At 61.3% G+C, this 11,720-nt stretch carries 12 protein-coding genes and 1 tRNA gene; 2 read left to right on the top strand and 11 right to left on the bottom strand.

Going from position 1 to position 11,720, the window contains the following annotated elements:
- Positions 1 to 72 precede the first annotated feature (72 nt).
- Together rplL and rplJ are read right to left on the bottom strand one after the other, a co-directional pair.
- Entirely contained in the window at positions 73 to 444 is a 372-nt protein-coding gene (gene rplL / locus VCK47_RS12455; RefSeq protein WP_322890541.1) for a 50S ribosomal protein L7/L12, read from the bottom strand.
- A gap of 68 nt (positions 445 to 512) precedes the next feature.
- A complete protein-coding gene (rplJ, locus tag VCK47_RS12450) occupies positions 513 to 1,025 on the bottom strand; it encodes a 50S ribosomal protein L10 (protein WP_322890542.1) in 513 nt (170 codons plus the stop codon).
- 343 nt (positions 1,026 to 1,368) lie between these two features.
- Here rplJ and VCK47_RS12445 point away from each other — a divergent pair, with 343 nt between their 5' ends.
- Complete coding sequence (locus VCK47_RS12445) at positions 1,369 to 3,162, top strand: putative bifunctional diguanylate cyclase/phosphodiesterase (RefSeq protein WP_322890543.1); 1,794 nt, start codon at positions 1,369 to 1,371, stop codon at positions 3,160 to 3,162.
- A gap of 13 nt (positions 3,163 to 3,175) precedes the next feature.
- Here the strand turns inward: VCK47_RS12445 and rplA are convergent, their stop codons facing one another.
- The 6 genes from rplA to VCK47_RS12415 all read right to left on the bottom strand — a co-directional run bounded on the left by rplA (position 3,176) and on the right by VCK47_RS12415 (position 6,410).
- The gene (gene rplA, locus VCK47_RS12440) at positions 3,176 to 3,877 is read right to left on the bottom strand and encodes a 50S ribosomal protein L1 (protein ID WP_322890544.1); all 702 of its coding nucleotides are present in this window, start codon (positions 3,875 to 3,877) and stop codon (positions 3,176 to 3,178) included.
- Positions 3,877 to 4,302 (bottom strand): 50S ribosomal protein L11, encoded by a 426-nt coding sequence (gene rplK, locus VCK47_RS12435; protein ID WP_019956818.1) that lies wholly within the window; start codon positions 4,300 to 4,302, stop codon positions 3,877 to 3,879. Before rplK ends, rplA begins: the two co-directional genes overlap by 1 nt.
- A 119-nt stretch (positions 4,303 to 4,421) precedes the next feature.
- The gene (nusG, locus tag VCK47_RS12430; RefSeq protein ID WP_007206590.1) at positions 4,422 to 4,952 is read right to left on the bottom strand and encodes a transcription termination/antitermination protein NusG; all 531 of its coding nucleotides are present in this window, start codon (positions 4,950 to 4,952) and stop codon (positions 4,422 to 4,424) included.
- A 190-nt stretch (positions 4,953 to 5,142) separates the two neighbouring features.
- Positions 5,143 to 5,343 (bottom strand): preprotein translocase subunit SecE, encoded by a 201-nt coding sequence (secE, locus tag VCK47_RS12425; RefSeq protein ID WP_087205932.1) that lies wholly within the window; start codon positions 5,341 to 5,343, stop codon positions 5,143 to 5,145.
- A gap of 54 nt (positions 5,344 to 5,397) precedes the next feature.
- Positions 5,398 to 6,291, bottom strand: a complete 894-nt coding sequence (locus tag VCK47_RS12420) for a hypothetical protein (protein ID WP_322890545.1) — start codon at positions 6,289 to 6,291, stop codon at positions 5,398 to 5,400.
- Between the two features lie 43 nt (positions 6,292 to 6,334).
- Positions 6,335 to 6,410 (bottom strand) — tRNA-Trp (locus VCK47_RS12415).
- A gap of 121 nt (positions 6,411 to 6,531) precedes the next feature.
- On the opposite strand from VCK47_RS12415, the gene VCK47_RS12410 reads away from it, so the two are divergent.
- Positions 6,532 to 7,209 carry a lysophospholipid acyltransferase family protein gene (locus tag VCK47_RS12410; protein WP_322890546.1) on the top strand — a complete coding sequence of 226 codons (678 nt, stop codon included), beginning with the start codon at positions 6,532 to 6,534 and terminating at the stop codon, positions 7,207 to 7,209.
- On the opposite strand, the gene VCK47_RS12405 is transcribed toward VCK47_RS12410, so the two are convergent.
- The 3 genes from VCK47_RS12405 to VCK47_RS12395 all read right to left on the bottom strand — a co-directional run bounded on the left by VCK47_RS12405 (position 7,199) and on the right by VCK47_RS12395 (position 11,668).
- Complete coding sequence (locus VCK47_RS12405) at positions 7,199 to 7,849, bottom strand: CatB-related O-acetyltransferase (protein ID WP_322890547.1); 651 nt, start codon at positions 7,847 to 7,849, stop codon at positions 7,199 to 7,201. The genes VCK47_RS12410 and VCK47_RS12405 overlap by 11 nt on opposite strands.
- A gap of 185 nt (positions 7,850 to 8,034) precedes the next feature.
- Positions 8,035 to 9,210, bottom strand: coding sequence for an elongation factor Tu (gene tuf / locus VCK47_RS12400; protein WP_322890548.1), 1,176 nt, complete (start codon positions 9,208 to 9,210; stop codon positions 8,035 to 8,037).
- 154 nt (positions 9,211 to 9,364) lie between these two features.
- Positions 9,365 to 11,668, bottom strand: a complete 2,304-nt coding sequence (locus VCK47_RS12395) for a DNA topoisomerase IV subunit A (RefSeq protein ID WP_322890549.1) — start codon at positions 11,666 to 11,668, stop codon at positions 9,365 to 9,367.
- Positions 11,669 to 11,720: the final 52 nt, after the last annotated feature.

Below are 11,720 nucleotides of genomic sequence, written 5' to 3'. Positions count from 1 at the left end.
GTTTGGCTGGACGCACGATCAGTGCGTCCAGCCGTTTTGGTTCGGCAAAGGCAACCCTTTGCCAGATAGGGCTTAGGCCAGTTCGACGGTCGCGCCAGCTGCTTCCAGCTTGGCTTTGATTTCGTCGGCTTCGGCTTTCGACGCGCCTTCTTTGACCTTGCCGCCAGCTTCGACCAGATCTTTGGCTTCTTTCAGGCCCAGACCGGTGATGCCGCGCACCTCTTTGATCACGTTGATCTTCTGTGCGCCGGCGTCTTTCAAGACGACGTCGAATTCGGTCTTTTCTTCTGCAGCTTCAGCAGCAACAGCAGGACCGGCCATCATCACAGCGCCGCCAGCAGCGGGCTCGATGCCGTACTCATCCTTGAGGATGGTTTTCAGTTCTTGTGCTTCGAGAAGGGTCAGACCAACGATCTCTTCAGCCAGTTTTTTCAGATCAGCCATTTTATGCTTTCCGTTCGTTTTAAGTGTGTTCCAACGTGAGGCGACAGCCCCAAGTCAATTCAGATGCTTTACGCAGCTTTCTCTTCGATGGTCGAAAGAATGCTCGCGATGTTCGAAGCAGGCGCGCCAATGGCCCCGGCGATGTTTGCGGCAGGTGCTGCGATGCAACCCACGATGGAAGCGATAAGCTCCTCGCGGCTTGGCATCCCGGCAACGGCTTTCACACCGGCTGGATCCAATGCTGAATCACCCATAGCCCCGCCCAGAACGACCAATTTCTCGTTCGTCTTGGCATAGGCATCGACCACTTTCGCTGCTGCGACAGGGTCTTCGGAATAGGCGATTACTGTCATCCCCGTCAGGTAGGTAGCGATGCTTGCGCATGGCTTGCCTTCAAGGGCGATCTTGGCGAGCTTGTTCTTGGCAACGCGCACGGCCCCGCCGGCATCACGCATACGCGCCCGCAGGTCCTGCATTTCAGCAACTGTCATGCCTTCGTAGTGGGCGACCACTACAACGCCAGAGCTTTCAAAGATCTGGCCGAGTTCATCGACCAATTGTTCTTTTTGTGCTCTATCCACAGTTTCACTCCAATTAAGGTGCCAAATAGTCTGGCACCGGCTCTCGTTTTTGCCGGGCGGCGGACCACCCGACAGTCGGTGTCCACGTAAACGGGGCGAGCCAAGTTGAACCGAGGAGAGCCTCGAAAAATTCTGGTCTATCCCGTCTCAGGCAGGAATTAACGGTCTTGCGACCAACCCACCGTCTCGGACGAATAAAGGCCCGAACGAATCAATCTTTCGGGCCCATAGGGTTGGTTATCGCCTGACGGCCCGCTTGCCAAGGGCTGATTTCGCACAGGACAGGCCGCGAGGGGCCGCCGCGATAAACCTTTGCGCAATCATTGGGCCCTAGAGTGCGCCAATGACATGCGCGACCACATCAACTTTCCGAAATCTCGAAGATTTCGCAGGCATCGCCTCTGACTGGTTCTGGGAAACCGATCACGCGCACCGGTTTACCTATTTTTCGACCCGTATGGAAGAAGTCACCAGACTCAGGACAGCGGATCTTCTTGGTCGGGACCGCGTGGCCCTTGCGGCCAAGGCCACCAGCGCGGCGTGGCAGTCACATCTGGATGATCTTGCAGCACATCGCCCGTTCCGCGATTTCGAATACGAGGTGATCAGGCCCAGCGACGGGTCGGTGTTGTGGTTACGGACAGCCGGCGTTCCCCGGTTTGACGCCGACGGCACCTTCATCGGCTATCGCGGCACGGGCCATGACATCACCCGCGAAAAATTGACGATCATGCAACTGGAACAAAGCAATGCCGCGCTGGCCGTGCGGAACCGCGAACTGCACGAGGCGCGGCATGCGCTGGAGCAGGCGGCCTACCACGACATTCTGACCGGGCTGCCGAACCGCCGCGCATTTGAACATGCGCTGGAAAAGGCCCTTGGGGCCTTGGGTATCAAGCTGGCCTTGCTGCATCTCGATCTTGACCGGTTCAAATGGGTGAACGACACGCTGGGGCACCCCTGCGGCGACATTCTTTTGGCGACCGCCGCGCAGCGCGTTTGTGCGGCCGTGGGCGACGGGGGGCAAACCTACCGCGTGGGCGGGGACGAGTTCATGGTCCTGCTGACGCGCAACGTCACTGCGGCCAATGCGACCCGGACGGGGAACGCCATCGTCGATGCGATGACAGCCCCTATCGATCTGGCGCAGCGACAGGTCACCATCGGGATCAGTGTCGGGATCGCCTTTGGCGTGGCCGGGCAGGACAATGCCGCGGCCATGACGACCAATGCCGATGTCGCGTTATACGAAGCCAAGCGCAACGGCCGCAATCAGGTCTGCACCATCACCCCACAGGTCACAACGCGGATGCAGGCTCGCCGCCGGATTGCGGCCACCATCCCTGCGGCGTTGCAGCGTGGCGAATTCGTCGCCTATTTCCAGCCACAGGCGGATGCACTGTCTGGCGACATCATCGGGGCAGAGGCGCTGGTCCGCTGGTGTCACCCGGACTATGGCCTGATGAAGCCCGGGACCTTCCTCGATCTCGCGACCGAGATGGGAATGGTCGAGGATATCGACAGGCTGATGCTGCGTCTGGCACTTGACGCGATGAACCGCCTGCACGCCTGCGGGCTGCGCCTGCCGTCCATTTCGGTGAACATCAGTGCGCCCCGCCTGATGGACCCGCGATTGCCCGATGATGTCGCAAGCTGCTGGACCGACCGGCAATGCAGTCTGTCGATCGAACTGCTGGAAACGATCTATTTCGACGACAGGCGCGAGAACCCCCTGATCAAGGACAATCTGCGCAGCCTGCGCGACATGGGTGTCGAAATCCTGACGGATGATTTTGGCAGCGGGCGCGCGTCGATCACCGGCTTGCTGAAGGTCAGGCCGGACCGGCTCAAGATTGAACGCAATCTGATCCGTGCGGCTGTGTCTGACCCACAGCAACGCAAGGTGGTCGCGGCGATCCTTGAAATGACGCGCGCCTTGGGGATCGAAGCAATGGCCGAAGGCGTCGAATCTGCCGAGGATATCACCGTGGTGCGCGGCATCGGCTGCAGGTATTATCAGGGCAATGCGCTGGCGCCCGCGCTAAGCGAGGATGATTTTGTGGCCTTTCTGTCGCGCCACAAGATCGCAGCACAAACGAAAACGGCAGGCCGTGATGGCCTGCCGCTCTGTGTGTGACCTGAAAGAAGGATCAGGCGTTGCCGGTCGCCGAAGCCACGTCGACAGTCACGCCGGGGCCCATTGTCGAGCTGACGGCGATCTTTTTCATATAGGTGCCTTTGGCGCCGGATGGACGCGCCTTGCCGACGGCATCCACGAAAGCGCGCATGTTTTCCTGCAGCTGTTCAGCCGAGAAAGACGCCTTGCCGATACCGGCATGCACAACGCCTGCTTTTTCGGCTTTGAACTGGACCTGTCCGCCCTTGGCCGCTTCGACAGCTTCCTTGACGTCCATGGTCACAGTGCCGACACGCGGGTTCGGCATCAGGTTGCGTGGACCCAGCACCTTACCCAGACGGCCAACGATGGCCATCATGTCAGGCGTAGCGATGCAACGGTCAAAGTCGATTTTGCCGGACTGGATGGTTTCCATCAGGTCCTCTGCACCGACGATATCGGCGCCTGCGGCCTTTGCTTCGTCAGCCTTGTCGCCACGGGCGAAAACGGCGACGCGAACGGTCTTGCCGGTGCCGTTGGGCAGGGTCACCGTGCCACGGACCATCTGGTCAGCGTGACGTGGGTCGACACCCAACTGCATCGAGATTTCGACGGTTTCGTCGAATTTCGCTGTTGCGTTGCCTTTAACCAAGGCGATCGCTTCGGCGACCGACACATTGGTTTTGCCATCAAACGCGGCGCGGGCTGCGGAGATACGCTTACCATGCTTTGCCATTACTTGACCTCCACGCCCATCGAACGGGCAGAGCCCATGATGATCTGCATTGCACCTTCAATGGACGTCGCATTGAGGTCTTTCATCTTGGCTTCGGCGATTTCACGCACCTGCTTGGCGGTGATCGATCCTGCGGATGCACGGCCGGGGGTCTTGGACCCGGACTGCAGCTTGGCCGCCTTCTTGATGTAATAGGACGCAGGGGGCGTCTTGATCTCGAAGGTGAAGGACTTGTCCGCGTAATAGGTGATCACGGTCGGGCAAGGCGCGCCTTTTTCCATATCTGCTGTCTTGGCGTTGAACGCCTTGCAGAATTCCATGATGTTGATCCCGCGCTGACCCAATGCTGGGCCGACCGGCGGGCTTGGCTTGGCGTCGCCCGCTGCAACCTGCAGCTTGAGCATGCCCATGACTTTCTTGGCCATCTGGCCTCTCCTTTTTCAGCGGTGGGCTGACGCCCACCCTACATTTACCCACAAACGGGCGGTGATGCCGTGGTTCGGTCCGGATCAAACCCGGGCCTCCCACGTCTGAACACGCAAGGTTACTGTTTGGAAACCTGCGTGAATTCCAACTCGACCGGGGTGGCCCGGCCAAAAATCGACACCGTAACCTTGAGGCGCTGGTGTTCTTCGTCGACATATTCGACCATACCGTCGAAATCCTCGAACGGGCCGTCGTTGACCTTGACCTTCTCGCCGATCTCGAAGTGGATCAGGGTGCGCGGGCTATCCTCGCCTTCCTGAACGCGGCCAAGGATGGCCTGCACTTCGGCATCGCGCATCGGCATCGGGCGGCCTTGTGGCCCCAGAAACCCGGTAACGCGGTTGATCGAGTTGATCAGGTGATAGCCTTCGTCCGACATTTCCATATGCACCAGCACATAGCCGGGCATGAAACGGCGTTCGGTCGTCACTTTCTTGTTGCGGCGCACCTCGATGACTTCTTCGGTGGGCACAAGGACTTCGTCGATCTGGTCGGACAGGCCTTTTTCTTCCGCTTTTGCGCGGATTGCCTCTGCGATCTTCTTTTCGAAGTTCGAAAGAACGCTTACCGAATACCAGCGTTTAGCCATCTGTCAGAGCACCTTGTCGTCACGAGACCGCACCGGCCCCTGGTTCAAATTGATCCGACGCCTGCGCCGGTGTCGAAAATAAAAGCGGCGTGCAACTTGATTCGCCGCACGCCATATTTCCGAAGTTGCCTGCCTTTACCGCCGCCACCACCCGTTTTCAAGAGGGGCGGGCAGAATAAGCACGCCAGCCTTAGCCGCCGAAATAGCCCAGCACGCCGGACAGGCCGAAGCGGATCACGAAATCGACCAGCGAAAAGAACACGGCCGTCAGTGCGGCAAGGATGAATACCATGATCGTGGTCAGCACGACCTCGCGGCGGGTCGGCCAGACGACCTTGGCCACCTCGGCGCGGACTTCTTGAATGAACTTCACGGGATTGGCGATGGCCATCGGCACGGTCCTTTATCGAAACTTTGGCGGACATACGGGTTTGCCGCGCCGAATTCAAGCCCGCACGGCAGCACGCGCCCAGAGCGGGTCCAGCAGCGTCACCTCCGGTATGGCCGCAATCGCTGCGATCTGCGTGCGATAGGCTGCATCACCGGCGGCATGTTCGGCAGGGCTAAACCCGTCGAAAGCCGGATAGCCTTCCTCGACCGGCAACACCCTGCGCGCGGCCATGCCGAGATCAGCCAACCCTGCCGACCCATGGCGGTGCAAGACCTCGGCCACGGCTGCGGCGGACAGGCTGCGGTGAATATAGCGGTCGATCGGTTGCACCAGACCTGCCGCAGCGGGTCCCAGAAGTGCTGCACAAATCGCAGGGAAATGGGCCGCGTAATCCTCAAAGCACCACACGACAAGCTGGCCAACTCCGGGTGCTGCGCGCAGACGCGCCACCAGATCGGCCCAATCGACAGAGGCCAAGGCGTTCATCTTGCGGTATTGCGCCATCGGCGTCACGATGCCGCCCATCAACTGCTGGCAATAGGCCCCGTTCAGAAAGCCGGTCGGCCGCCGGATCGCAAGACAGACATCGACATCGCGCCCGACAGCCTGTGCCACCGCGCTGATCCGCATGGCCGCATCGGGATACCGGCTGGTCACCGGCCTGCGGCGCGCCACATTCAAGACGCCGATATAGTTTTCCTCGCTGAACACGATCCGCTCGGCGGTCTGGCACAGCGATGTGAACTGATTGGACGGCGCCTGCCCCTCATCGATTCCCAGCAGGGCCGGAACAGACTGACGCGGCTGACGCAGTCTATCCGGCCCGAACCAATGCACCCCGCGCGCGGCCAATGCGCTGGCCTGCATCCGGATCGACCGTTGCAGATGCGATGTCGCGGTCTTGTGCGCCCCGATGTGGAAAGCCACGGAAAATGTTGGTTCAGTCATGGGGCGGGTGATCCTTCGGCACGGGCCGTTCCGATCTGTGGCTTGGCAGGGGCAGCAGGGCTTGAACCCGCGACCTACGGTTTTGGAGACCGTCGCTCTACCAACTGAGCTATACCCCTAAGGCCGATTGACGGGTTAGTCGCAAATCCGGACAGGATCAAGTGCCAAGGTGGCGCAGACTTGTGTTCGGCGGCAGAAATGTTGAAACACAACGGCAAGACGAAACCGAAAGGCCACCTTTTGTCCCTGCGCAGACGGATCGAAAAATCGGAACGCGTCGCCTCTGTGCTGGCATGGCTTGCCGGGGGGTATCTGGCACTGTGCAACCGCACGACCCGCTGGCAGGTCGAAGGGCTGGATGATCTGCGCGCGGCCTTGGCGCAGGGTCCGGTACTCTTGGTGATGTGGCACAGCCGGTCGGTGATGGGCGCGCTGCACTGGCCTGTGGCCGACGGCCCGCTGTCGAGCCTTTACGACGCCTCGCCCATCGGGCGGGTGTCGGGTGCGCTGCAACGCCGTGTCGGGCTGCAATCCATCCAGATGTCGCGCAAGACCTCCAATCTCGCGGCGTCACGGATCGTGCTCAAACGCGTGCGAGAAGGTGTCAGCATCGGGATGACCGGCGATGGCCCGCTGGGTCCCGCGCATCAGGTCAAGGATGCACCACTGGAATGGGCGCGCGTGACGGGTGTGCCGGTCTTTTGCTATGCTTTCACCACGACGCGCGGCCGCAGGCTCGAGACGTGGGACCGGATGCTGGTGCCACGGATGTTCGGACGCGGGGCTGTCGTGTTCGCGCGGTTCGACGGGGCGATCCCGCGCAAGCCGGATGATGCCACCCGCGAAGCACTGCGCGAGGAGATGCGCCGCTTCATGGATACGACAACCGCGCGGGCCGACGCGCTGATCAGCCGCTAGCGGCCTTTTCCAGCGCCGCAAGATCGGCCCCGACAATCGCGGCTTCATGCGTGGTGATCCGGTCGATGTCCCAGTCCCACCAGCTAATCCTGTTGAGCGCGGCGATCACCTCCGGCGCAAATCGCTGCCGGATGACGCGGGCGGGGTTGCCCGCCACGATGGTGTAATCTGGGATGCTCCCACCAACGACAGCCCGTGCACCCACGATGACGCCATTGCCGATCTTGGCACCCGGCAGGATCGTGGCGCCCTGCCCGATCCAGACATCATGCCCGATCACCGTGTCAGGCCCCGGTCCGGGCATCGAGGGGCTGTCCGACCCGCCCCCCGTGAAGATACCGAAAGGAAAGCTGGAAAACCCGTCGTGCCGATGATTGGCCGAAGCGGTGACAAAGGTCACGCCATCCGCGATCTGACAAAACTTGCCGATCCTCAGGCGCTCGGGCGAGAAGTCGTAAAGATAGGGGGCAAGCTGTGCCGCCCAGTCCTGCGGCGGGACATGGGCGCTGGCATAGCTGTAGGCACCGGTGCTGATGCGCGGATGGTCGATAACGGCAGACAGGAACACGGTGCCCTGATGGGCAGCGCCATTCGGCAGACGGACAGGATAACGTGTCGATGGGTCAGGAAAGTAGGGCATTGGGATACCTTTGTGCTGGAACGACGTTGTTTCAGAACAAGGTATGATCCATCGGTGCCTCCATTGATCGCAGGCAAAGTAGCGGGGGTGCATGCGCTTGAAAAGCCCTGCAAGACAAAAAGGCCGCCCTTTTGGGGCGGCCTTTTGTTTGGTGTCAGGCGGGGCGAACCCCGCCCTACCAGTACTTAGAGCAGGATCTTCGACACGACGCCGGCGCCGACGGTGCGGCCGCCTTCGCGGATGGCGAAACGCAGGCCGTCTTCCATCGCGATCGGCGCGATCAGCTCGACTTCGAACTTCAGGTTGTCGCCCGGCATCACCATTTCGGTGCCTTCAGGCAGCACAACCGTGCCGGTCACGTCCGTTGTGCGGAAGTAGAACTGCGGGCGGTAGTTCGCGAAGAACGGCGTGTGACGGCCACCTTCTTCTTTGGTCAGAATATAGGCTTCTGCTTCGAACTTGGTGTGTGGCTTGACCGAACCGGGCTTGCACAGCACCTGGCCGCGCTCCACGCCTTCACGGTCCACACCGCGCAGCAGGGCGCCAATGTTGTCGCCAGCCTGACCGCTGTCCAGCAGTTTGCGGAACATTTCCACGCCTGTGCAGGTCGTTTTCTTGGTGTCGCGGATACCGACGATTTCGATTTCGTCGCCCACGTTGATGATCCCGCGTTCCACGCGACCGGTCACAACCGTACCACGACCGGAGATCGAGAACACGTCCTCGATTGGCATCAGGAACGGCAGGTCAACCGCGCGTGCTGGCGTCGGGATGTATTCGTCGACAGCCGCGATCAGCTTGCGGATCGAGTTCTCGCCGATCTCGGGGTCGCGGCCTTCCATGGCTGCCAGTGCCGAGCCGGGGATGACGGGGATGTCGTCGCCTGGGTAGTCGTACTTCGACAGCAGTTCGCGGATTTCCATCTCGACCAGTTCGAGCAGTTCGGCGTCATCCACCTGATCGACCTTGTTCATATAGACGACCATGTAGGGAATGCCGACCTGACGGCCCAGCAGGATGTGCTCGCGAGTCTGCGGCATCGGGCCGTCAGCGGCATTCACCACGAGGATCGCGCCGTCCATCTGGGCGGCACCGGTGATCATGTTCTTCACATAGTCGGCGTGGCCGGGGCAGTCGACGTGGGCGTAGTGACGGGCTTCGGATTCGTATTCGACGTGCGCGGTCGAGATCGTGATGCCACGTGCCTTCTCTTCGGGCGCGCCGTCGATCTGGTCATAGGCGCGGAATTCGCCGAAATACTTCGTGATCGCTGCGGTCAGCGTCGTCTTGCCGTGGTCAACGTGGCCGATCGTGCCGATGTTCACGTGCGGCTTGTTACGTTCAAACTTTGCCTTTGCCATTCTTCAGGACCTTAATTTCAGAGGGGCCGAGGTGACCCGTTTCAGCATCGCGGGCGATGTATTGGGAAACGGACGGGAAATCAAGCGCAATGCGGCCTGCGCGCTGCTTTTGACTTTTATGCCTCCGGCGGGGATGTTTGGGCTCGGACGATGATCAGGTGAAGCGGTTGTCACGCGGGAAGCCGCGTGGTGCCATCCGCCCCGCACTGGCGCGCTTGCCAATCCATTCCTCTAGATCGGATTGCGTCCGCGTGCGCCCTGCGGGGTCAAGCCATGTCAGCCCGTCCGCCAGCGTGAAGGTCGTGGCATCCGACAGCCCGCCGTCCTTGTATTTCTGCAGGCGCACGCCCTTGCCACGGGTCATTTCGGGCAACTCGTCGATGCCGAAGACCAAGACCTTGCGGTTTTCGCCCACTACGGCGACATGATCACCGGTGATGCGCTTGCACAGCCGCGCCGTGCTGTCGCCAAGGTTGAGAACCTGTTTGCCGGCGCGGGTCTGGGCCACCACCTCGGTCTCGGGCACGACAAAGCCGTTGCCGTCGGTCGAGGCAACCAGCAGCTTTTCACCTGGTTTGTGGATCAGGATGTCGATGATTTCCGCCTCGTTCGGCAGGTCGATCATCAGGCGCAAAGGTTCGCCCATGCCGCGCCCGCCCGGCAGGTTGGCGGCCGACACCGTGTAGAATCGCCCGTTGGCGCCAAAGACCAGCAATTTGTCGGTGGTTTCGGCGTGAAAGGTGAAACGGGCGGCGTCGCCGTCCTTGAATTTCAATTCGCGGGTCAGATCGATATGGCCCGTCATCGCGCGCACCCAGCCCATCTGCGAACAGACCACAGTGATCGGCTCGCGGTCGATCATCGCCTCGATCGGGACATCGGCCACTTCAGCAGCCAGCGCGAATTGCGTGCGCCGCGCGCCGCCGGGGCTGGTGCGGCCGAATTGTTTGCGGGTTTCGCGCAATTCATCCGCGATCCGCGCCCATTGCAGCGCCTCGTCACCCAGCAGCGCGACGATGCCCGCGCGTTCGGCGGCCAGCGCGTCGCGTTCGGCGATCAGTTCGAGTTCTTCCAGTCGGCGCAGCGACCGCAGACGCATGTTCAGGATCGCCTCGGCCTGCACTTCGGTCAGGGCGATTTCGGGGTCGGTGGCTTTTGGCCCGACGTAATCCTTTTCGGATGTCGCGCGGACGTGCGGATGCGCCCAATCCTCGGCCATCAGGGCGGATTTGGGGTCGTCGTCATAGCGGATGATGTCGATCACCCGATCCAGATGCAGGAAGGCGATGATGAACCCTTCGAGGACCTCGAGCCGGTGGTCGATCTTGCCCAGCCGGTGACGCGAGCGACGCAAGAGCACATCGCGGCGGTGGTCGAGGAAAGCGCGGAGCACTTCTTTAAGAGAACAGACCTTGGGCGTCAGCCCGTCGATCAGCACGTTCATGTTGAGGCTGAACCGGATTTCCAGATCAGAGTTGCGGAACAGCATGCCCATCAGCATTTCGGGGTCGACCGACCGCGCGCGCGGTTCGAGCACGACGCGCACATCCTCGGCGCTTTCGTCGCGCACGTCAGCCAGCAGCGGGACCTTCTTGGTCTGGATCACCTCGGCCAGTTTCTCGATCAGTTTCGACTTCTGCACCTGATAGGGGATCTCGGTCACGACGATCTGCCATTGGCCGCGGCCCAGATCCTCGACCTCCCATTTGGCGCGCAGACGGAACGACCCGCGTCCCGTGCGATACGCTTCGGCCATATTCTCGGGCGGCTCGACGATCACGCCGCCCGTGGGGAAATCAGGGCCAAGGATATGGGTCAGCAGGCTGTCATCCGCCGCACCGGGCGATTTGATCAGATGCAGGCAGGCGTCGATCAGTTCGTGCAGGTTGTGCGGCGGGATATTCGTGGCCATGCCGACGGCAATGCCGCTGGACCCGTTGGCCAGCAGGTTGGGGAAACTGGCAGGCAGCACGCTGGGTTCGGTCAGGCGGCCATCGTAATTGTCGCGGAAATCGACGGCATCCTCGGACAGACCTTCGAGCAGCGCCTCGGCGGCGGCGGTCATGCGCGCCTCGGTGTAGCGGGAGGCGGCGGGGTTGTCGCCGTCGATATTGCCAAAGTTCCCCTGCCCGTCCACCAGCGGATAGCGGACGTTGAAATCCTGCGCGAGACGCGCCATCGCGTCATAGATCGCGGCATCGCCATGCGGGTGGAAATCACCCATCGTGTCGCCGCTGATCTTGGCGGATTTCAAGAACCCGCCCGTGGGCGACAGCCGCAACCGCGACATCGCATAAAGGATACGGCGGTGGACCGGTTTCAGACCGTCGCGCGCATCGGGCAGCGCGCGGTGCATGATCGTGGACAGTGCATAGGTCAGATAGCGGTCGCCGATCGCGCTGCGCAGCGATTCGGTCACGTCATTGGGGCCGGGGGCGGTCTCGTTCTCATCACTCATGGTTTGTCGTGTAGCGATCAAGGATTCACCCGTAAAGCGGGGAAATGGCGAT

Origin of the sequence: Yoonia sp. 72 (genome assembly GCF_034652275.1) — a bacterium.
In the GTDB taxonomy this organism is placed as follows: domain Bacteria; phylum Pseudomonadota; class Alphaproteobacteria; order Rhodobacterales; family Rhodobacteraceae; genus Yoonia.
Note: the sequence above shows the minus strand (reverse complement) of the source record. Positions and strands in the feature narration are given on the sequence as shown.